Raw genomic sequence first — 22190 nt, 5'->3', positions numbered from 1 at the left:
CGGTCTTCACCGCGTCACCCTAAACCCGCCACTGGCCACGACGCGCCACCTCCTGACGCTCTCTCAGGATCTAGCGGGTACCTGGGTGGTTTCTGAGCAAGGTTCTGCTCGATCAAGGTGCTGTGGGGGCCGAGCACATAGGCATGTGGCCGACCCATGGCAGCCACGGCTGCCCTGAGCGCCGCCTCCTTCGCTGCCGGATCCGGGCCGTTCGGGTCCCGGACCCCACTCGAACGGGTGGAATCGAGCTGTCCCCATTGCGCCCCGCCGTCCGCAGCAGGCACCGTACGTAGTGAGAGTGCGGCCTGCCGCCTCCCCCGGCTACGGCAGCGTCAGTTGCCCGCGCAAGAGCGGCATGTGCGTATGGTTCAACTCGGGCCGGCGAATTGAACCCCACTGATGGTTCGGCGCATATCCGCAGGTCAATGCACTGTTCCCGGCGCTCCAGGGGTGCCGCCGAGCACCGTCGCAGCCGTGCATGCCCCCGTACCGACCCCCTTCTCCCGGCATCGGATCGGTCGGCGAGAGTCCCACGGCAACATCCTCATCCGGCGCCTCACACGGCGCCGCCGGCTCTGAGCCAACCACACCAAGTGCCTTGCTGGGCAGCTGTCGCGCACGTTAGCGTGAGCCCAGATCGTCATCGCTTTCCTCGGAACCTCGCAGGTGCGAGGTTCGGTACACCGTCCTCGGAGCTGACCGTGGACACCCAGGCGATCGGCCGCGGCACCACCACCGCGGTGAGCAGCCGGTAGACGTCCTGGGTGGGCATGGCCTGGGGATCGAAGTCGACGCGCATGCCGCCCAGTATCCCGATCGGCACACGGACGGCAGATCCTGGCCCCGGATCAAAGCACCACCAAACTCCTGGTTCTGACGGAACGTGCCCTATGTCGGCAGGCACGAGCCCTGACGCAGCACCGTCACGACCGAGCAGATCGGCTCACCCGACCCGTCGTCCTCCCACACGGACGGCGTCGACATTCCCGCCCACGCCCGCGGTGGCCGGGTCACCCCGAACCTGCAGGACGAGCTGTCCACCTTCGTCCTGCGCCGTCCCGGCGGGTACCTGCGCATCTCCTCCGACCGGTTCGGGCTCGAAGCGGGTGTCGACCATCAGCAGGAAGACGCCGCGGCGAGACCGCCTACGCCATCGCCATCCAGCGCAGGCCGCGTCGACCCCCGACCCGCTCCTCGGCGTGTCCTAGGCGCCGGCAGGGCGGGCCCGACGTGGGACAGCCCCAACGTCCGTCCCACAGGCCGACGGGCGGGGACGCCGCTCGGACCTCGGTCCCGCCCGGGCGAGCAACGCCGTGAGGGTGTTCAGGCCGCCGTCGGCGCGGCCGGCCTGGGAGCGGATGGTCGGCTTCAGGACCTCACGCGGCCAGGGCGCGGCGAAGGGCGGCGGCCAGCTCCGCGACCTGCCGCTGGGAGACCTCGGCGGACAGGATGGCCTGCGAACCGTGGAAGGTGCCCGGCCACTGGTGCAGTTCGACCGGCACGCCCGCCCGCAGCATGCGCAGTGCGTAGTCGATGTCCTCGTCGCGGTTCGGGTCGAACTCCGCGGTGGCGACGTAGGCCGGCGGCAGGCCGGAGAGGTCACCGGCTCGTGCCGGGGCGGCGTACGGTGTGGCGGGTGTGGCACCCAGGTAGTGCCGCCATGCGGCGGTGACCTGGGCGCGGGTCGACCAGGGCGTGTCGGTGAAGTTCCGCGCCGACCAGGTCTCCTGCCGGTCGTCGAGCGGGGGCTCGTTGAGCAGTTGGAAACGGATCGGCGGCCCCTGCTGGTCACGCGCCCGCAGTGCCACCGCGGCCGCGAGGTTCGCGCCGGCGCTGTGACCTGCGACGGCGATCCGCTGCGGGTCGATGCCGAGTTCGGCTGCGTGCTCGGCCGTCCACGCCGTCACCGCGTAGGCGTCGTCCAGGGCGGCCGGGAACCGGTGCTCGGGGGCGAGCCGGTAGTCCACCGAGATCACCGTCGCGCCGGAGGCGGCCGCGAGCCGGGCGGCCCAGGGGTGCTCGGTCTCCAGGTCGCCGATGACCCAGCCGCCGCCGTGCAGCCAGATGACGGCGCCTTGGGCCCGTTGCGGGCGGTAGATCCGCACCGGCACCTCCGGATCGCCGGGCACGGCGCGGTCCTCGATGCCGATTCCGGCGGTGTCCGGCACCGGCCTTGCGGCAGCCAGCCGGGCGAAGTCGCCGCGCGCGGCGACCTCGTCGGCCAGGTCGATTCGGGGCAGCAGCGGGATGAACGCTTCGAGTTCGGAATCCATGCCGACCATCCTCACGGTCACCGCGCCGTGGCACAGCCGCCGGCCGTTGCCTGATTCACCCCGGCCGCGCACCGATCGGCGCGCCTATCCTGCTGTCATGGAGGCACTGGCCGAACGGCTGTCGCAACTCGATTCGCACACCCAAGGCGTGGTCCGCATCGTCGCCTTCTACGACACACTGATGCGTCGACGGGTGGATCCGGCGGCGCTGACCCGGGCATCGGCGGGCCTGGCCGAGTGCACGGCGGGTCTTCGGCTCCACGGCACCGGGCAGGCGATCCGCGTCTCGCCCGACGGCACGCCGGCCTCCGGCCCGCCGCCGCACGTGTCCACCGCAGTGCCCGTCACGCTCGACGGGGAGGAGATGGGCACAGTGTGGCTGGAGCGCCCGGGCCCGCCCGGTCCGCTCGACGACGTGTTGCTGGACCGGCTCGCCATCGCTGCCGCGACGGTGGTCGAACGCCACGGTCCGGCCGGCACCACCATGGCCGACCCCGCTCTGGTCGAACTGGCGATCAGCTCCGGCGGCGACGAGGCGGCCAGGGCACGGGCGCTACGCCTCCTGGGCTTCGCCGCCGACCTGCCGCTGCGCGTCGTCGCCGTACGGTCGCAGCTCCCGCTCGACAGGATCGGCGCCCTGGTCTGCCCGGGCCGCCCGGTGAGAGCGGCGCAACTCGCCGACGCGGGCGTCATCCTGGCCACCACCGTGGACGGCGCCCGGGTTCCGGCAGGGGTACGCGCGGGCATCGGCGCCGCCGACCGCCCGGACCTGTCCTGGCGGCAAGCCCGCACCGCCCTGCGCTTCACCAGCCCTCGCGAGCCTGTCATCCACTACGCCGACCTGGGTGCGTGGGCGCTCCTGGCCGAGATCCCCCGGGACGCGTTGCGCGCCAACCCCGACGTGGCCGGCATCGGAAGAGCGGCCGAAAGCCCGGAACATCTGGAGACCCTGGACGCCTACTGCGCCACCGGCTCCCTACGCCGGGCCGCCGACCTGCTCCACCTGCACCACACCAGCGTCGCCCGCCGGCTCGGACACATCGGGAGGACTCTGGGCGTCGACCTCACCGAGCCCGCCGGACTGACCCGGGCCAGGCTCGCGCTCACCGCATGGCGGCTACTCGATGACTGAGAAAGGGTTAGCCCCGTTCGCCGAACTGAGCCCGCGTGCTGAGGAGAATCAGGCGAGGCAGAACTCGTTGCCCTCGATGTCCTGCATCGTGATGCACGACTCGTTGACGCCATCGGCGCGCTGCGTCAGCACGTGTTTCGCGCCGAGCGCCATCAGCCGTGCGCATTCGGCCTCGAGTGTGGCCAGGCGCTCGTCACCCACGAGCCCGGCGCCGGCCCGCACACAGAGATGCACCCGGTTCTTGACGACCTTGCCCTCGGGAACTCGCTGGAAGAGCAGGCGCGGGGCCACGCCCGAGGGATCAGTACACGCGAAGTAGATCTCGTCCTCGGGCGGCAGCGAGCGGTGGTACTCCCCCCATGTGGCAAAGCCCTCCGGGACCGTCGGCACGACGTACCCCAGCACCTCACACCAGAAGGCGGCGAGGCGCGCAGGCTCCGCGCAGTCGAAGGTCACCTGGAACTGTTTGATCGTTGACATCGGCGCACCATAACAGAGGCCCTGCCCAGCTCCCCAGGACGCGAGGTCCGGACGTTGTCGGGAGGAGGCACCTGCCACCCGCTGCCGTGCCGTGCGGTCGCAGGGGTGTACGGGAAGGCTCTCTTGTTGCTCACCCGGGCGAGCAGTGCGCCCAACACGGTCACCGGCCCCCGGTCGAGATCGGCGCGCCGTGTCCGGCCGGCGCCCGGTAGCCCGTCGTAGGCCGGATAGTGGGGGCATGCCGACACCCGAGCCCGCCGGCCCGCCCGAGCGACACGAGAGTCCTCAGGAGCGCGCCGACCGCAACCTGGTCGAGTTGCTCCAGGAACTGCGCGTCGTCCAGACGGGTGTCCAGATCCTGTTCGCCTTCCTTCTCGGCCTGGCCTTCACCGATCGCTTCACCCGCCTCGACCTCGCCCAGAAGACGATCTACGTCACCTCGTTCCTGCTCACCGTCGTGGCCGCAGCCCTCCTCGCCACGCCGGTGGCCCTGCACCGCGGCCTGTTCCACCGCGGAGCCAAGCGCCGCATCGTCGACCTGTCGACCCGCCTCACCGAGCTCGGCCTCGCCGTCCTGGCCCTCGCCCTCAACACGGCGGTCCTGCTGCTGATGGACGTCGTCCTCGGCCCGGCAGCGGCCGTCGGCATCACCGCTGCGTCCACCCTCATGTTCGCCGGCTTGTGGTTCGCCCTGCCCCGCGCACTGCGCCCCCGCTGAACCGCCTCCGCCAGGCCGTCGAGCACACCGCGCCGGGTGGCACAGCCCACGCACCGCGGAGCACCGGTCAGCCGGCCTCCAGGGCCAGCGACTCCGGCCGCGACAGCGCCCGGCCGCGCTCCCAGGCGGCCTGGAAACCGGCCTCCCCGAGGGCCTCGGCGCAGCCGTCCAGGACGGCCCGCAGCTCCGGGTCCCCCGCGTCGTGCGCCCCGCGCAGGCCGTACGCCGCGCCCAGCGCCGCCGCACCGCGCGCCGCCTGGCCGCGCGCGAGGCAGTACTCGGCGTACCCCTCCAGGACGTCCGCCCGCACCGGCTGGTCGCCGCTGTCCGCGGCCAGTTGCAGGGCACGGCGGTGCAGCGGCCCGGCCGCCTCCGGCGCGCCGCGCCGCTGCTCGGTCCGGGCCAGGCTGGTGTGCAGCAGGGCCAGCAGGTGCAGTCGTGCCGGGGCGCCGGGCCCGGTCGCGGGCTGCTGCTCCAGCCGCCGCAGCGTCTCCCGCTGGCCCTCGACCGCGGCCGCCAGGTCCCCGCTGCGCCGGGCGAGTTCACCCAGCGCGTAGCGGGCGGCGGCGTGCAGCTGCGGATCCCGGTCACGTTCGGCGGTGGCCAGCGCGCGCTCCAGGTCCGCCCGGGCCGCGGCCGCCTCGCCGCAGCGTGCCCGCAGTCGGCCCGACAGCAGCAGCGACAGCGGCGCCTCGCCGGAGCCGCCCAGCTCGGCGTCCCGTTCACCGGCCTCCGCCAGCACCGCGAGCGCCTCCTCGGCGGCGCCGGTGACGGACAGCAGCGCGGCCAGCGTGACCAGCGCCAGGGCCAGCCCCCAGCGGTCGCCCAGGACGCGGAAACCGTCCACCGAGGTCCGCAGGCAGTGCTCGGCACGATCGACCCGGCCCGCCCCCAACTCGATCCGGCCCAGCACCAGATGGGCCGCGGCCCGGATCCACCGGTCGGGGTGCTCGACGTACCGCTGCGCCGTGGCACCCACCGCCCCCGGCGGCCCCGTCATGGCGAGCAGCAGCGCGGCGGCCAGGGCGACGGGGTGCTCGGCCCGCTCGGCCGTGACCAGCGCCACGCCCACCGCCTCAGGCGTGACAACGGTGCCGCCGGGCTCCCGGAACGGGGAGGTGAGCTGCGCCAGGACCACGCACCGGGCGTGCGCCTGCTCCAGGCCGGGCGGCGGCGTGCAGCCGTGCGCCGCGAAGACGGCCGAGGTCCACTCAGCCGCCTCACGGCCCTGACCGCGCATCAGCCAGGGCCACGCCCGGGCGGCCGCCAGCCGTAGGGCGTGCTCCGGCGGGCCGACGGCGACCGCCCGGCGCAGCGCCGCGTCCAGGTTGCCCTGTTCCGCGTCCAGCCGGGCCAGCCGGCCGATCTGGCCGTCCGTCCGCAGCAGGGGTTCGGCGTCCTCGGCGAGCCCGACGAAGCAGCGCAGGTGGGCGGCGCCGGTCGGGCCGTCCTCGCCCGCCTCGACGAGCCGTTCGGCGGCGTACGCGCGAACCGTCTCGAGCAGCCGGTACCGCACCGCCCCGGGCTCCCCGCCGGCGGATGCGCGCAGAGGCGTGTCGACCAGGGACTTGTCGACCAGAGAGGTCAGCAGGTCCTCGACGGCCGTCGGGTCGGGCGCCGGCCCGTGCGGCCAGTCGCCCGCGCAGACCCGGTGCGCGTCGCGGAGAGTCATCCCGCCGGCGAACACGGAGAGCCGTCGCAGCAGGACCCGCTCGTCCTCGTCGAGCAACTCCCAGCTCCAGCCCACGACGGCGCGCAGCGTGCGGTGACGGTCGGGGCCGGTGCGGGAGCCCCGGTCCAACAGGCGGAGCCGGTCGTGCAGCCGCTCCGCGACCTGGCCGGGGCTCAGGGCCCGCAGTCGGGCCGCCGCCAGTTCGAGGGCCAGCGGCAGGCCGTCCAGCTCCCGGCAGATCCGGACGACCGGTTCGACGGTGTCGTGGTCCAGGGCGAAGCCGGGACATGCCGCGGCGGCCCGCTCGGTGAAGAGGGCGACGGCCGGGTGCGCGAGCGCCTCCTGTGCGGTGGAGCCGGGAGCGGGTACGGTCAGCGGCGCCACCGGCCAGAGGGCCTCGCCGGGGACACCGAGCGGTTCGCGGCTGGTGGCCAGCACGGTGAGCCGGGGCGCGGCGGCCAGCAGGCGGTGCGCCAGCCGGGCCGCGTCCTCGATCAGGTGCTCGCAGTTGTCCAGGACGAGCAGGACGTCACGCCCCGCCAGGGCCCGGACGATCCGGTCGACGGGGTCCTGGGGCTGCTCGCCGGCGGGCAGGCCGCCCGCCAGCACCCCGGCCTCCGCCGGGCGGCAGACGGCGGCCAGCACGACCCGGGCCACCGCGTCCGGGCCGTCGGCACCCGCGAGCTCGGCGAGCCGGACGTCCGTCGCGTCCGTCGCGTCCGTCGCGGGCGACGCGGCCGCGACCGCCAGCCGGGTCTTGCCGACACCACCCGGCCCGGTCAGCGTCACCAGGCGGGAGCGGCGCAGAAGCTCCTGAACCGCCCTCAGCGCCTCGTCGCGGCCGACCAGAGCGGTGAGCCAGGTGGGCAGCACCGCCCGCCCGGCCGGGATCCCGGGCGGAGCCGGAGCCGGAGCCGGAGCCAGCGTCGGCCTCGGCGTCGGCGTCGACGACTGCGCGCCGGACAGCACCCACAGGTGGACGTCCCGCAGTTCGGTGGACGGGTCGGTGCCCAGTTCCTCGGCCAGCGCCCGCCGGGTCCGATCGAACACCTCCAGCGCCGCCGCCTGCTGCCCGTCCGCGTGGAGCGCGCGCATCAGCCGGACCGCGGCCCGCTCGCGCAGCGGGTGGCTGACGCACAGTCCGGTGAGCTCGGCAACCAGCCGCGGCAGCGTGCCGGCCCCGCCGAGGGCGAGCAGGGCGTCGGCCCAGTCCTCGACGGCCGACAGCCGCAGCTCCGCCAGCCGGGCCGCCGGCGCGGCGGTGAACCCGACGCCCTCGGCGTCCGCGAACGGTGCTCCGCGCCACAGTTCCAGCGCCCCGCCCAGCAGCGCGACCGCCTCGGTGAACCGGCCCGCCGTCAGCGCCGCCCGCCCCGCCGCCGCCCGACGCTCGAAGTCCCAGGCGTCCACGCCCACCCGGGGCAGGTCGAGCAGGTACCCGGCAGGGTGCGAGCCGATGACGAGGCGGTCGGTGCCCAAGGCCCGGCGGAGCCGGGAGACCAGGGACTGCAGGGCGCCGGCCGGTTCCGCCGGCGGGGTGTCCTCCCAGAGGTCGTCCACCAGACGCTCCCGGGTGACCACGCGCCCGGGCTCGAGCGCCAGCCGGACCAGCAGCAGCCGGAGCCGGGCCCCGCCGATCTCGCAGGCCGTCCCGTCCCCACCCCGCACGACCTGCAGCGGCCCCAGAACCTTGATCCGCACCCCGCCCGCTCCTCGCTCAGCACCACCGATCAATCAAGATCATTATCCCGATGCCCGGGCGGCGCCGAGCGCGGGGCACTCAAGCAACCAGTCGGATCATCCGACCACCCCGGGCTCCTGTGGCTCCTCGGCTTCTTCGTCCGCAGCGCCTCCGGCTCCCGCCGGTCCCGCTGGTACCGATGGCGCCCCGCCCACCGGAGGAACGCGGTGGGCGGGGCGGGGCGACTTCTGCTCGGCCGGGCTCCGCCTACTCCACGTCGGTCGCGACCACGGTCCACGCTCCGGTCGACGTGTCGTCCAGCCGCAGGTCGAAGGCGAGGGTGATCGGCCCGCGCCTGATTGCGTCGCCGCGGAGCACCTCTTCGGTGCGGCGGTCGACCTCGTAGTAGACGCCCTCGGCGTCGACCGCGACACGGAAGACGATCGGGTCGCGCGAGACCAGCGAGCGGACCTTGACCGAGGTGATGACAGCGTCACGCATGACGGTGCGGTTGACGGTGCGCACGGACGTGAAGTCGAGGCTGCCGTCGTTCATGACCCACTCCTCGAGGAACCGCTCGACGGCGACCTCGAGAACCGACCTGTCGAACCGACCGTCGAGCACGCTCAGATCGCCGACGGCGGCGTCGGCATCCGTGCTCCACGAGATGTTGGTGTACGACAGGATGTCGCTCACGCCCCTGACCGCGGTCTTCCCGGCCACCTCGAGCACCGCCTCCCGAGCGACCTCCTTCTGATCCCAGCCGTCCGTCTCGATGGCGTTGGTCAGGTGGTGCGCTCCCTCGGCCGCCTGCTCCACCGACGACACGATCCACTCGCCGGCCCTGCTCTTGCGCAGCGTCCAGTACTCGACCGGGCGCGTCGAGCCGTCCTTGCGCACGGCATCCGAGCCGTAGCCGCGGTGCACGTAGTCGTTGAGCGTCGCGGTGATCCGGAAGGTGACCGTGTCGTTCAGCTCACCCGCACGATTCGCGACGTCGACCAACTCGACCACGGGGCCGGAGACGATCTCCACGACGTTGACCTCGCCGCGTGACTCGTAGTCGCGCAGCTCGTCGGCCCACTTGCCGTAGAGGACCGGGGAGAGGATCTGCTGCAGAGTGGCGTGGTCGCGGTCCGTCCAGGCACGTTGGGCCGTCACGTACAGCGAGACGGCACGGTGCTCGAGCGCAGCGCGATCGAAGGTCGGATCCGTGTCGGCGATCGCATCGACCCGGGCCCCGACCTGGGCGGCACGCTCGCGCGCCTGCGCGTCCGCGCGGTGCGCCGTACGGTCCGACACCGTGTTCAGACCGCCTGCCCGCCCCGCCTTCCGGCGCCGGGATCTGAGCCACAGGAACAGGAGGACCACGGCCACGATCACCAGCAGGACGAAGAGCCCACCACCGCCGCCTCCGCCGCCGCCTGCGAACCCGAGGCCAAAGCCGTGGCCGAAGCCGATGCCGCCGGTCGACCCGTGGAAGCCACCGCCATGGCTGCTGCCACCGCTGTGGCTGCTGCCGCCATGGAAGCCGTGACTACCTCCCCCACCGCGGGCATACGCGACCGTCGGGCTACTCAGCGCGACGACTCCAGCGACCACGCATATCCACCGACTGGCGCGCACCGGGCTCTCCCCATGAATCAAAGACGTTTTGCGCCAGCCTAGCCGGATCACCTGGGAAGTCCCGGAGAGGTGGGGCCTGCCGACGGCGGGGACGACGGGCCGCCCGGGGCGGGGGGGTCCTGCCTTCGCGCGGCGTCGAGGCGCCGGGGCCGCCCGGCGGGCGGGGCGCCCGGCTGCTTCGGTGTCCCTGCGGTGCTCCCGGCCGGCCGGCACGGTCAGCCACGCCTGCCGGGGGTGGGTGCGAGGCGGCCGAGGGTCTTGATCACGGTGAGCTGCATCTGCTTGTCGCCGGTGACCGCGCTGAGGGCTTCCGCACCCCGTTCGTCGAGTGCGTCGTCCGGTTCCGCCAGGCCCACCCGGATCAGGTCGACGGCGTACTCGCGACACCGGGAGTGGTCGGCTGCGGCACGCACCGCTTGACCGTGGTCGATGCGGCCGGGGTCCTGGGCGCGCAGCAGCGCCGGCGTGGGCAGCGCGCCCAGGACCTGCCCGATCCAGTCCGAGACGGCCTGCCGGGAGCAGCCCCGCTCCAGCTCGGACCCGGCCGCGGCGGCGAGCGCCAGGCGCAGGAGGAGCGACCCGAACCAGGCGGCGGCCTGATCCGGCGGGGTGGCCGTGCCCGCCGGGGGCATCACGGCCCGGTACAGTGCGGCCGAATCATCGGCGTGCGCGGCGGCGGTGACCGCGCTCGCGGCGCCGGCGAGGGTGGCTTGGTCGAAGGTCACGTCGGCATCTCTCCCCATGGATCGCGGCAGACCGTCAACGTACCGTCGCCGCACGGGGAAGCGGGGCGGATTGCCCGTCCTTTCACCCCTGGAGGGCCGGTATCAGGGCGCAGCAGCTTCCGGCGCGCAGCGCAGTTCCTCCCGCACCCGGTCGCGAGTCCGGGCCACGACGGCGGAGCCCGTGAAGGCCCCGGCCACCCTGATCAGCCAGGCCGCCTCCCGGCCGATGTCGGCGGACACCGGGTACGGGACCCACCCCACGTCCTCGCCGGTGGAGAAGCGGTGTCCGGCCCGGGCGGCCTCCAGGGCCGCGGCGATGGTCGCCGCCTCGACCACGGCTGCCCGCTGCGGCGCTCCGGTGTCGTTGGCCCCGGTGAACTCCGTCACCCAGTGCGGAATCCGCGGGTGCAGGTACGGGCGGAGGGCGAGCTGCCCGTCGCGGATCTCGATGACGCGGCGGTAGAGCGCGAACTGGGCTCCGCGAAGGGAGAGTCGGCCGCCACGGTCCGCTTCCCCGGCCGCCACGGCGAACTCGATCTCCGGCAGCACGGCGCGCATCGCCCGCCACAGCGGCGCGAGCCTGCGGTGGTAGTGCCAGGCCCGTACCCTCCCGGCCCAGGTGCCCAGGTGGCCGGCCCAGGCGGTCGCCGTCGCACCGGCGAAGCCGAGGGTGAGGCAGACGGCGGCCGCCACGGCGGACTGGACGGTCTCCGCACCGTTCTCGTGGCCGGTGGTCAGCACGTCCGCCATGTCGTTCAGGTTGTCCGCCGTCCACAGCAGCCCGGCCAACGCAGCACCCACCATCAACTGCAGCCCCAGGCGGAGGGAGCCGCGCGGCAGGTGCCGCGCGCAGCGGGCCATGACCAGCCCGAAGACCGACAGGCACCAGGCACAGTGAACGGTGAACAGCGCGATGTACCCCACCAGGACCAGCCGGCCCGGGCCGCTCGCGCCGAGGTCGTCACCCGCGCGGGTGGTCCCGGCCGCGGTGAAGGCGACGATGCTCACCAGCATCGTGGCGCCGGTGATCAGGACCTGCCTGCGCACGGCGCGCCGAGCGGCGGCGGCCGACCGGGTGGCGCAGGCCAGCATGGCCAGCGCGCCCACCGCGCCGGTCTTCAACTGGTCGCCGATCAGGGTGAGCCAGCTCAGGTCCGGCACCGTCCCGGTCACCGCCGAGGCCGTGGCCGGGGCGGTGACCGTCATCGCCGCGCCCAGCATGACACCGCAGGCGTAGGCGTAGCGGAGCACCGGGTCGGAGCGTCGCCCGCGGTCGATCAGCACCTTCCACAGCGTGCCGAGCACGGCGACGGCACCGGCGAGGTAGCCGGCCACGTCGGCCACCCGGTCACCCACGGCGCGTCCTGCCGGGACGGTTCGGGCGACCGAACAACAGGCTCAACCGCTCGACCTGGTCGGCGAGCTCCCCCACGGCACCGGCCGGCGGACCCGGCCGGCGCAGAACGCGCTGCAGGGCCAGCGAGGCGATCAGCTCGGCCTCCTGTTCCTGACTCTCGGAGTACGCCGACCGGCCGAGCACCCGGCGCACGAGTTCGTCCGACAGTCGGGGGGTCAAGGTCCGGACCGCGGTGGCACCGAGCGGGGAGATGCCCGCGTGGCCGCACAGGAGATGGCCGATCTCGTGCAGCACGATGTGCTGCTGGTGCAGCGCCGTGGTGTTGACGGGGTATCCGATGTAGTCCGCCCGGTCGGTGCCGATCAGGATGCCGCACGGCGAGTGCTCCGGGCCCGAGAGCGGGACCAACTCGATGGGCTTGCCGCGCAGTCCGGCGAGCGACTCGGTCAGTGTCGGGATGTCGAACGGCTCCGGGAGGGGCAGTGATTCCGCGATCCGGCGGCAGCGCCGCCACAGGCCCCGTTCCGCCACGTCATCCGGATGCCCCACGTTCACTCCCCAGGCGTTCGGCCGTCCCGCAGCGGACGATCTTACGGGGCGGAGACCGGGAACCATCATCTCGCTCCTGCGGAGCAAGCTCCTTGCCACACCATCATCACCCAAGCCGGCGTGCCGTCGGAGCGTCATCGTTTGCGAGATCGACGCGCATGACGCCCGGCATCCCGGGTCGGGCCCGTGCAGCCGACCCCGCTCGCCGCCGGTGGTCAGGGCCGGTCGAAGGTGACCCAGACGGTGGGGTCGTCGCCCTTGCCCAGGACGTCGCTGTCGTAGCGGTCGAGGGCGGTGCCGGGCGGGGTGGTGCGGCTGTTCTGGTTCTCGTCGTTGACGGTGACCTTGACACCCTGGGTGGTGCTGACCGCGTAGTTGTTCCGGCCGACCTGCGGGCTGCGGTAGGTGAAGCCGCCCTGGCCCGGGCCCGGCAGGGCGTAGGCCGTGGTGCCGTCGATGCCACCGCGGGTGGTCACCCGCAGCACGGCGGTCCGGCCGGCCGGGATCCGCAGCTCCGGCTGGCGCGCCCAGGTGCCGTCCTTGAGGTCGAGGGCGGACCGGTTGAGCGCGGCGCCGGTGCGGTTGACGAAGCGGACGATCTCCGAGCGGTCGTCCTTCCTCCCGGTGAACGCGGCGACGGTGCTCGGGTCGGTGGCGGGCTTGGGGAGGCCGAGTGCGGCCAGCGCGGCCAGGGTCCCCCGGTCCAGCGGCACCGCCCAGCGGTCGGCGAAGTAGTCGGTCAGGTCGACGCCGGCGATCTGCGAGGCGGTCACCGTGAACCAGCGCATCTGCTGGTCGGTGTCGGCAAGGTTCGGCCGATCGGCCCGCATCCGCCGGTGCAGCTGCGGGTAGAAGGTCGGGCCGAACGCCTTGTCGAGCTGGGCGAACATGTCGAACTGCACCTTGTTCGGCGCGGTGGCGAACCGACGGGCCGACTGCGCGAGGTAGTCCCTGCCCGGGGCCCAGGTGGTCTCGTCGGCCCAGCCGTCGGTGGTGTGCGCGAACTGCCGGTCCGCGGCCATGGAGTAGATGTTGACCGTGACCTCGACCACGTTGTTGGTGTCCTGGTCCTCGCCCCAGGTCCAGCGCTGCTGGTGCTGGTGCCCGAACTCGTGGAAGAGCCCCCAGTCGTTCGCGGCCTCGGTCGCGGAGAAGAGGACGCCGTTGCGGTTGCTGGGCATGGCGATCCGGTAGTACGTCGCGTTGGGGTTCGTGCGGGAGGGGCTCTCGACGGCGAAGAAGCGCAGCGGCGAGCGCGTGTCGCGGGCGCTGGAGCCGTCCAGGCCACAGAGGTCGTCCTCGGCCCGCAGGATCTTCTCGTAGGTGTCCAGCAGGTCGTCCTGGCTCTCGCCCGCGTAGCGAAGGGCCGACTCCTGCATCCCCGCGATGACGACGTGGTCGCCGACCAGCTCGACCGGGCCGGCTGCCGTGGTGGCGCCCAGCATGCCCTGCCACTGGGCGTTGGTGGTGCTCTGCCGGTCGTACTGCGGGATCGGCTGGACGCCCGGGCCGTCGTCCAGCGTCACCGTGACCGCGGACGCGGCCGCGGGCGAGTTCGCGGTGTGGCGCACGTAGAGGATCCCGCCCGCCGGATCGCTGATCGTGTTGTCACCGACCGTCAGCCGGTAGGACCGTGGCGGGGCCTGACTGGCGGTGTAGGTGCCGTAGCCGGTGCGGCTGTACGGGTCCACCAGGGCCCAGGTCCCGACCTGCAGTTCCACGGTCGCGCCCGGCGAGCCGCCGGAGACGGTCACCCGGGCCGGACGGTTCGCGCGCAGGCAGAACCCGGTGGGCTGCACGTCCGCCAGGGCCAGGTCGGTCTGCAGCCGGTCCCGTTCGGCCGCCGAGGTCGGCAGCGCGGGGAAGGTCCGGGTGCGGGACTGCGGGAAGAGCGCGGCGTCCCGCACCACCGGGCAGGCCAGGCCGCCGGGGACCGCCTCGGTGACCACGCTCGCCGTCCCGCCCTGGTAGGCGGTGCCGCCCCGGCGGTAACCGGTGGTGAAGTCGGCCGTGATCCGGGTCCCCACCGGGACCGAGTCCTTGATCCGCACCGTGATGTCCGGCTGCCCGAAGGTGCCGCCCTGCCGCACCCCGTAGGCGCAGACCACGCCGCGCCGGTCGGCGGTGACCGAGCAGGACCGGCCGTCCACCGACACGAAGTCCTCCTGGTCGGGCAGCCGGAACGTCAGCGTGGTGTCCTCGGTCCGGGCGCCGCTGCCGCTCACCTGCACGTTGTAGGTGAGCGCCTCCCCGACGCCGGCCCTGGCCGGGCCGCTCGCGGTGACGGTCACGTCGTTCCCCGTCTGCGCCCGCGCCGGGGAGAGCGGCGCCGCGCCGACCAGCGCCAGCAGGGCCCCGAGCCCGGTGCACACACCCTTCCCGCCCCAACGCCCAAGCCTTGCCAGCACGGCACCCACCTCTCTGTCGTCCACGTCCGCAGCGCGCGGCCCCGGAGCCGCGCTTCGCGACCGGAACCCGCTGCAAGCAGAGGAACCCTCTGTGAGCAGAGAAGCATGATCGGTTACTTTCGGCGACCGATGGCCTTCCTTCGCGGTACCCCGCACCCGGCGCCTCGGCATGGCGGGCCTCACGGGGCTCTGCTCGTTTCTGCGTACTTCTCCATTGAGCGCGCAGAAATGGACTGCTACTGTCCTCCGCAGCCGTGCAGCAGCGCCACGCTCTGCCTCGGCGCATGTCATGCACCGGCCAGCCGCACCCACGCTCCGCCCCCTCACCCCGATGGATGGTGGCATGCATCCCCGCTCCTCCCCCGTGCGCCGCCGGCGTCGCCGCGCCCACCGCACCGCACTCGGCGCCCTGACCTCGGTCCTCGCCGTCCTGTGCGCGTTACTCGGCGGCCAGAGCCCCGCCCGCGCCGCCGCACCGGCCGCCGGCACCCTCGCGCAGAACGGCCAGCGCAGCCTGCACTGGCAGGGCCAGAGCTACACCAACAGCTCGGTGCCGGACCCCGCACACTGCCCCGCCGCAGCCGCCGACCCGCAGAGCAAGGTCTGCGACCACTTCGACCTGACCGTGAACGTCCCGGCCGGCTACTGGCAGGACAACCCGGACGGCGGTGTCCCGGTCTCGCTCAGCTGGGCCAGCCCGAACGACGAGTTCGACCTGTACGTCTACGACAGCTCCGGCCACGAGGTCGCGGAGAACGCGATGGGCGCGATCCCGACCACCGCCGTGATCCCGAACGCCTCTGGCACCTACCACGTCCTGGTCGTGCCGTCCTCGGTCGCCGACTCCTCCTACACGGCGACCGCCTCGATCCCGCAGCCGACCACCGTCGGCAACGCCACCGGGATCTCCCCCGACGGCAACGGCTACCTGATCGACGCCGGCACCGCCAAGGCCCGGGTCGACTTCACCGCCGCCGACGTCTTCCGCCTGCAACTCGCCCCCGACGGCACGTTCACCGATCCGCCGGCCGGCGAGATGATCCCCAGGACCCCGGCGACCATCGGCGGCATCACCGCCCACGACCACGGCGACTACTGGGCGATCAGCTCCGCGGCACTCACCCTGCGCGCCTACAAGAGCCCCCTGCGCTTCGCGCTCTACCGAGCCGACGACCGCACCCTGATCTGGCAGGAGACGCACGGGCTGACCTGGACCGAGGACGCCACCGCGCAGACCCTCGCCCGTGGCGGCGACGAGCAGTTCTACGGCGCGGGTGAGCAGAACGGCAGCTTCTCCCACCGCGACCAGAGCGTCCAGGTGGGCAACGACTACAACTGGAACGAGGGCGGCCACAACAACTCGCAGCCGTTCTACCTCTCCAGCGCCGGCTACGGCGTCTTCCGCAACACCTTCGCGCCGGGCACCTACGACTTCCACGCCCCGGTGCGCACCGCGGAACAGGAACGCCGCTTCGACGGCTACTACTTCTACGGCCCGGACCTGAAGAAGGTCATCGGCGAGTACACCGACCTGGTCGGCAAGCCGTTCATGCCGCCGGTCTACGGCCTGGAGCCGGGCGACTCGGACTGCTACCTGCACAACGCCAACCGCGGCGAACGGCACACCCTGGACGCGCTCAAGGTCGCCGACGGCTACACCGCCAACCAGGACCCGCTCGGCTGGATGCTGGTCAACGACGGCTACGGCTGCGGCTACGAGAACCTGCCGCAGGTCGGCCAGGGCCTGCGCGACCACAACATGCAGCTGGGGCTGTGGACTTCCACCGGCCTGCCGAACCAGGGCGAGGAGGTCAAGGCGGGCGTGCGGGTGCGCAAGCTCGACGTCGGCTGGGTCGGCCCCGGCTACCAGTTCGCACTCGACGGCTGCCAGCAGGCCTACGACGGCATCGAGCAGAACAGCGACGCCCGCGGCTTCGTCTGGCTACCGGTCTCCTGGGCCGGCGCGCAGCGCTGCGGCGTGCTCTGGAGCGGCGACCAGACCGGGACGTACGACTACCTGCGCTGGCAGATCCCCACCTACGCCGGCTCGACGATGTCCGGCATCGCGTACAACACCGGTGACGTGGGCGGGATCTTCGGCAGCGACCCGCAGGTGGAGACCCGCGACCTGGAGTGGAAGACCTTCATCCCGACCATCATGACGATGGACGGCTGGGCGCAGACCGACAAGCAGCCCTGGCGGTTCGGCGCGCCTTACAGCTCGATCAACCAGCGTTACCTGCAACTGAAGGAGCGCCTGCTGCCGTACCTGTACACGCTGGCCGCCCAGGCCCACAGCACCGGCGTCGGTGCCGTGCGCCCGCTGGTGCTGGAGTACCCGGACGACCCCAACACCTGGGGTGACGCGGCCAAGTACGAGTTCCTCTCCGGCAACGACTTCCTGATCGCGCCGGTCTACGACAACTCCGGCACCCGCAACGGCATCTACCTGCCCAAGGGCACCTGGGTGGACTACTGGACGGGGAAGACCTACCAGGGCCCGACCACGCTGAACGGCTACCAGGCGCCGCTCGACACGCTTCCGTTGTTCGTCAGGTCCGGTGCCATCGTGCCGATGTGGCCCAAGGGCACCCTCTCCTGGCAGACCCGGGACACCTCGCGGTTGGACTACGACATCTACGCCCAGGGCCGGTCCGACTACACCCTGTACGAGGACGACGGCACCACCCGGGCGTACCAGCAGGGCGCGAGCGCGACCCAGCAGGTCACCGTCCGCGCGGTCGGGCACGGCCACGGCGCGACCACGGTGACGGTCGGCCCGAGCGTCGGCGACTACGCCGGCAAGCCGGCCGCCCGCGCCTACGACCTCACCGTGCACGTCGGAGCCGGCCCGGCCACCGTGCTGCTGGACCACACCCCGCTGACCGCGTACCCGACGCCGGCCGCACTGGACGCCGCGAGCTCCGGCTGGAGCTACGACCCGGCCACCGGCGTGGTGCACGTCAAGACGCCGCAACAGTCCACCGCCTGCGGCTTCTCGCTGCTGCTCCCCGGGGCGGGCGGCCTGGCGGGCTGACCGTCCAGCGGAACACAGGCGCCGCCGGGGGCTTCCCCGGCGGCGCCGTTCGCTTCCGTTCCGGCAGCCGGCGAACGGCTGAACCGCCGCGCCCGGTCGCCCGTCATCAGTAGTGGGAAGATCCGCAGACGAAAGAGAAACCATGTCGGCGACACCGGCGCAGCACACGGGGCACATATCCCCGTGCCCGCACGACCCCACCCCGGCCGACGGGCCACGGCTCGCCGGGGACGGTCCGCGCCTGCTGACGGATCCGCTCGGCTTCGTGGCCTCCGTGCCGTCCACCGAGGAGATCGTCGCGGTCCGCCTCGGGGCGCGTGAGGTGCACCTGGTCCTCTCCTCGGACCTGGTGGAACAGGTGCTGGTGGACGACGCGTCGATGTTCGAGGCCGGGTGGGTCGGTCAAGGGCCCGGCCCGGCGTCCGGCCACGGGCTGAGCGCCTGCCCCGGGCCGGTCCGCGCGGCTCGACGCCGGGTGATCGAGCCCGCCTTCCACTGGTCCCGGCTCGCCGACCACGCGCGGATCGCCGCCGAGACGGCGGCGGAGGTGGCCGGCTGCTGGAGCGGCGGGGCCGAGCTGGACGTCCCGCGCGAGACGACCCGCCTCGCGCTGGCCGCCATCACCCGCTCACTCGTCGCCGGCCCGGCCGGTGACGAACTGACCGAGGCCATCACCGAAGCCCTGACCGACGCGCTCACCGAGGCCCACGACGGCGCTCTCCCGGCCCTGCCCGACGCGGTCCGTGCGGCCGTCGCCGACACACTCGACCGCCGTCGTGGCTCTGCCGAGGAGCACACCGACGCACTGTCCCTGCTGCTCTCCGCCCAGGACCAGGACGGGGACGGCGACGCAGGCCTGACGGACGACCAGGTCGGCGAGGAACTGATCGCCCTGATCCTGGCCGGCACCGAGGCGCCGGCCGCCCTGCTGGCCTGGACGCTGCACGAGGTGTCGCGCCGGCCCGACATCGAGGACCGGATCCTGGCCGAGATCACCACGCTGCTGGGCGACCGGCCGCCGACCGCCGCCGACTTCACCTCCCTCGGGTACACCAGGCAGGTCGTCGGCGAGGCGCTGCGCAGCTACCCGCAGCCGTTCCTGCTCCGCCGCGCGTCCCGGCCGGTGCTGGTCGGCGGTCGGCGGCTGGTGCCCGGCGACGAGGTCCTGATCAGCCCGTACGCGCTGCACCACGACCCCGACCTGTTCCCCGCGCCGGACCGCTTCGACCCGGACCGGTACGACCGCCCCGCCGCGCGGCGCGCACTCATCCCCTTCGGATCGGACGACCGCGGCTGCGTCGGCGCCGGGTCCGCCTGGCAGGGAATGACCATCGCACTGGTCGTCCTGCTCTCCCGCTGGCGCTTCCGGCCGGTGTCGGACCAGCCGGTGCGGCCGCTGGTCGGCCGCACCGTCCGTCCGGACCGGCTCGTGCTGGCTGTCAACCCACGGTGACACCTGTGGCGGTGGTGGACGTCAGCGTTGATCACGCGCCGACAGCCACCCCGGTGGGGCCTACAGCCAGCGGTCGCACCAGGTGCGGATCCGCCGCAGGGCGTCGAGTTGGTGGGCGCGCTCCTGGAGCCCGTGGCCCTCGCGGGGGTAGACGACGAACTCGTGCTCGACCCCGAAGTGGCGCAGCGCACGGTGGAAGTGGATCGCCTGGCCGAGCGGGACGTTGGTGTCCTCCTCGCCGTGCAGGATCAGCACCGGGGTGCGGATCCCGGAGGCGTAGGAGAGGGGACTGTGCCGGTCGTGGACGTGTGGTCCCGGGCCCTCCCAGCCGGTGCTGCCGCCGAGCGTCGCGTCGAGGATCCCCCAGTCGCCGGTCCCGGCCTGCATGCCCCAGTCGCTGATGCCCGCACCCATCACCGCGGCCTTGAACCGGTCCGTCCGGCCCACCGCCCAGGCCGCCAGGTAGCCCCCGTGGCTCCAGCCGGAGATGCCCAGCCGCTCGGGGTCGGCGACTTTCTGGGCCACCAGCAGGTCGATGCCGCTGAGGACGTCGGTCCACTCGTCGCCGCCGACCGCGCCCGCGGCCACGGCGGCGAACGCGTGGCCGTGCCCCGAGCCGCCTCGGGGGTTGGCCAGGAAGACCGCGTACCCGGCGGTCGCCAGCCACTGGCCGCAGTCGACCACGGTGAGGGCGAATTCGTCGGCGTGGCGGAAGTACGGGCCGCCATGGACCAGGGTGACGAGCGGAAACGGACCGTCGTCCCGAGTCCGGCCGGCGGGCAGGATCAGCAGGCCGTCCAACCGGAGTCCGTCGGAGGCCTGGTAGCTCAGGCGCTCCTGGACACCCCAGCGGATCCTGCGCAGTTCGGGCGCGGCATCGCTCAGCCGGAGCAGTGGCCCGCCGGTGGGTCCGGCGTGGACGTTCTTGGGCTCGTACGCCGTGCTCGCCAGCAGGGCGACGGTCGCCCCGGAGCGGCTCGCGGTGAGTCCGGCGAGCAGGCCGGGGGCGGCGGACACCTGCTGGAACCGCAGGGACTCCGGGTGGAGCCGGTACAGCGCGGTGTCCAGCCCGTCGGCGAACAGCGCCAGCGGGGGCCCGTCCGCGACCTGCACCAGCTCGTTCGGGCAGACCGACATGCCGACGGTGAGGTTGCGGTGCTCGGCGGCCGGGCCGGTCGCCGGCGGGACGGTGTCGAGTACGGCAAGCCCACCAACCAGGTGACCAGGGGTCACGGCCAGGTGGGCCAGGTGCCAGACCCCGTTCTGGTGCCACCAGGCCGGGGACCGCGCCTCGAAGCCGACCGGACCCAGGTCGTGGACGGCTGCCGTGGCAGGGTCGACCAGGTGCAGTTCCGCCGTCGTCACGCCCGGGTCGAGCTCGGGGGTGGACCAGCTCAGCACCGCCAGCGGGCCGCCGTCCGGACGCTGGGCCAGCTCGACCACGTGCCGGTCACCGAGGCCGTCCACGGTGCGCAGGGCGCCGGTCTCCAGGTCGAGCAGGCGCAGCCGAGTGGCGGGCAGGTGCCGGCCCCAGACCTTGGCGTCGTCGCGCTCGGCTTCGCGGCGTTCGTCCTCGGCGGTGGGTTCGTCCTCGGCCAGCAGGGCGACGGTGCGGCCGTCGAGGAGCGGGCAGTGGTCGGAGATGCCGCCGCGCCGGCTGGTCAGGGCCTCGGCCTCGGCGGTGGACTCGCTGCCGTCCAGGCGGATCCGTCGGAGTTGGGCGGTGCCCGGCTCCTCACGGTCGGAGGTGAAGAAGAGGGAGGCCGAGTCCGGCGCCCACTTCGGCGCGAGGTCGCGGGCCGTGCCGTCGGTCAGCCGGCGCGGGGATGTGCTGCCGTCGGCCGCGGCGACCCAGAGGGACCCGTGCGGGCGCCCGTGCCGGCCGCCGTTCGCGACCACGGCGTAGGCGACCAGGCGGCCGTCCGGCGAGATGGCCGGTGCCACGGCGGCGGCGACGTCCACCACCAGTTCGGCGGTGAGCGGGTCGGTCGGTTCGGGAGTCGGCTGCGGTGCGGGGTGCGGCATGCAGACTGCCTTTCGCTCGTCGGTGCGGCAAGCGGCATCCTGTCGCATGATCGGGCCACTGTCAGTCGGATTACCCGAGGCGCGGACGCGGCGGCGCCCACATCCTCACAGTCGTCGCGGGTGGCCGGACCGCTGTGGACTATCCGTTGTGTGCTTCGAATTCGGTCGCCGGCGTCTGTTGGGTGGCCGCCCACGACGCCAGGAGCGCCAAGTTGTCAGCGGTCGGTGTGCCCGCGGGTGCGGTGTAGATGTTGAGGTGCAGGCCGGGTTCGGCGGGCATCTCCAGGTACTCGACGTCCAAGTCGAGCCGGCCCACGATCGGATGGTGCATCCGCTTGCGGCCGGACCGGTGCAGCCGCACGTCCTGGGATGCCCACCGCTGCCGAAACAGCTCACTGCACGTCGACAGTTCGCCGACCAGGGCGATCAGCTCCTCGTCGTGCGGATTGCGGCCGGCTTCCATGCGTAGCTTCGCGGCCGCGTCACGGGCGACTTGGTCGTAGTCGACAAAGAAGTCCCTGGCCGCCTCGGGGTTCAGATAGACGAACCGCGCTGTGTTCGAGGGCCGTCGTGGGTCGGCGAGCACCGGTGAGAACAGCGCGCGAGCGAGTTGATTCGTGGCGAGCATGTCATAGCGGCCGTTACCGATCCAGGCCGGCGCATCGGAGATCGCGTCGAGCACCCGCTGCAGCGTCGAGCGCACCGTCACGGCAGGCCTGCGTCGGCGTGGGCCGCTGTCCGTCCTGGACTGGCGGGCGAGGTGGAACAGGTGGTCCCGCTCGGCCTCGTCGAACTGCAAGGCGGAGGCCAACGCGTCGAGCACGCCGTCGGAGGCACCGGCGAGGCTGCCGCGCTCCATGCGCACGTAGTAGTCGACCGACACCCCCGCCAGTAGCGCCACCTCCTCGCGGCGCAGACCTTTGACCCGGCGGTTGCCGCCGTAAGCGGGCAGGCCCGCCTGCTCGGGTGCGATGCGGGCGCGACGCGAGCTGAGAAACTCCCGGATCTCGGTGCGCAATTGATCCATCGTAACCATCCCCTCACCGTAAGCCCG

The 22190-nt window shown here is 73.2% G+C and carries 14 protein-coding genes and 1 pseudogene; 4 read left to right on the top strand and 11 right to left on the bottom strand.

The window, feature by feature from the left end:
- Positions 1 to 655: 655 nt before the first annotated feature.
- Both ACQRUO_RS03755 and ACQRUO_RS03750 read right to left on the bottom strand, forming a co-directional pair.
- Positions 656 to 799, bottom strand: a pseudogene (locus ACQRUO_RS03755) (flavin reductase family protein); the annotation flags it as partial.
- Between the two features lie 577 nt (positions 800 to 1376).
- A complete protein-coding gene (locus ACQRUO_RS03750) occupies positions 1377 to 2273 on the bottom strand; it encodes an alpha/beta hydrolase (protein ID WP_428314238.1) in 897 nt (298 codons plus the stop codon).
- A gap of 97 nt (positions 2274 to 2370) precedes the next feature.
- Between ACQRUO_RS03750 and ACQRUO_RS03745 the strand changes: the two genes are divergently transcribed.
- Positions 2371 to 3405: a PucR family transcriptional regulator gene (locus ACQRUO_RS03745; RefSeq protein ID WP_428314237.1), complete on the top strand. Its 1035-nt coding sequence runs from the start codon at positions 2371 to 2373 to the stop codon at positions 3403 to 3405.
- Positions 3406 to 3453: 48 nt separating this feature from the next.
- Here ACQRUO_RS03745 and ACQRUO_RS03740 read toward each other — a convergent pair whose 3' ends face one another.
- Entirely contained in the window at positions 3454 to 3885 is a 432-nt protein-coding gene (locus ACQRUO_RS03740; RefSeq protein WP_350625615.1) for a VOC family protein, read from the bottom strand.
- A gap of 238 nt (positions 3886 to 4123) precedes the next feature.
- On the opposite strand from ACQRUO_RS03740, the gene ACQRUO_RS03735 reads away from it, so the two are divergent.
- Positions 4124 to 4603 (top strand): DUF6328 family protein, encoded by a 480-nt coding sequence (locus ACQRUO_RS03735; protein WP_428314236.1) that lies wholly within the window; start codon positions 4124 to 4126, stop codon positions 4601 to 4603.
- A 67-nt stretch (positions 4604 to 4670) separates the two neighbouring features.
- On the opposite strand, the gene ACQRUO_RS03730 is transcribed toward ACQRUO_RS03735, so the two are convergent.
- The 6 genes from ACQRUO_RS03730 to ACQRUO_RS03705 form a co-directional block, all read right to left on the bottom strand.
- Positions 4671 to 7976 (bottom strand): BTAD domain-containing putative transcriptional regulator, encoded by a 3306-nt coding sequence (locus ACQRUO_RS03730; protein WP_428314235.1) that lies wholly within the window; start codon positions 7974 to 7976, stop codon positions 4671 to 4673.
- A gap of 247 nt (positions 7977 to 8223) precedes the next feature.
- Positions 8224 to 9558: a TIM44-like domain-containing protein gene (locus tag ACQRUO_RS03725; protein WP_428314234.1), complete on the bottom strand. Its 1335-nt coding sequence runs from the start codon at positions 9556 to 9558 to the stop codon at positions 8224 to 8226.
- Positions 9559 to 9797: 239 nt separating this feature from the next.
- Positions 9798 to 10307 carry a hypothetical protein gene (locus tag ACQRUO_RS03720; protein ID WP_428314233.1) on the bottom strand — a complete coding sequence of 170 codons (510 nt, stop codon included), beginning with the start codon at positions 10305 to 10307 and terminating at the stop codon, positions 9798 to 9800.
- A gap of 102 nt (positions 10308 to 10409) precedes the next feature.
- A complete protein-coding gene (locus ACQRUO_RS03715) occupies positions 10410 to 11663 on the bottom strand; it encodes an MAB_1171c family putative transporter (RefSeq protein WP_428314232.1) in 1254 nt (417 codons plus the stop codon).
- Entirely contained in the window at positions 11656 to 12213 is a 558-nt protein-coding gene (locus ACQRUO_RS03710) for a ParH-like protein (RefSeq protein WP_428314231.1), read from the bottom strand. Before ACQRUO_RS03710 ends, ACQRUO_RS03715 begins: the two co-directional genes overlap by 8 nt.
- 215 nt (positions 12214 to 12428) lie before the next feature.
- Positions 12429 to 14621: a M60 family metallopeptidase gene (locus ACQRUO_RS03705; protein WP_428314230.1), complete on the bottom strand. Its 2193-nt coding sequence runs from the start codon at positions 14619 to 14621 to the stop codon at positions 12429 to 12431.
- A gap of 760 nt (positions 14622 to 15381) precedes the next feature.
- Between ACQRUO_RS03705 and ACQRUO_RS03700 the strand changes: the two genes are divergently transcribed.
- Positions 15382 to 17658, top strand: a complete 2277-nt coding sequence (locus ACQRUO_RS03700; RefSeq protein WP_428314298.1) for a TIM-barrel domain-containing protein — start codon at positions 15382 to 15384, stop codon at positions 17656 to 17658.
- A gap of 142 nt (positions 17659 to 17800) precedes the next feature.
- Complete coding sequence (locus ACQRUO_RS03695) at positions 17801 to 19111, top strand: cytochrome P450 (protein ID WP_428314229.1); 1311 nt, start codon at positions 17801 to 17803, stop codon at positions 19109 to 19111.
- Between the two features lie 60 nt (positions 19112 to 19171).
- On the opposite strand, the gene ACQRUO_RS03690 is transcribed toward ACQRUO_RS03695, so the two are convergent.
- Together ACQRUO_RS03690 and ACQRUO_RS03685 are read right to left on the bottom strand one after the other, a co-directional pair.
- Positions 19172 to 21136 (bottom strand): S9 family peptidase, encoded by a 1965-nt coding sequence (locus ACQRUO_RS03690; protein ID WP_428314228.1) that lies wholly within the window; start codon positions 21134 to 21136, stop codon positions 19172 to 19174.
- Between the two features lie 139 nt (positions 21137 to 21275).
- Positions 21276 to 22163: a helix-turn-helix transcriptional regulator gene (locus tag ACQRUO_RS03685; RefSeq protein ID WP_428314297.1), complete on the bottom strand. Its 888-nt coding sequence runs from the start codon at positions 22161 to 22163 to the stop codon at positions 21276 to 21278.
- Positions 22164 to 22190: the final 27 nt, after the last annotated feature.

Source organism: Kitasatospora sp. LaBMicrA B282, from assembly GCF_050325825.1.
Lineage (GTDB): Bacteria > Actinomycetota > Actinomycetes > Streptomycetales > Streptomycetaceae > Kitasatospora.
Note: the sequence above shows the minus strand (reverse complement) of the source record. Positions and strands in the feature narration are given on the sequence as shown.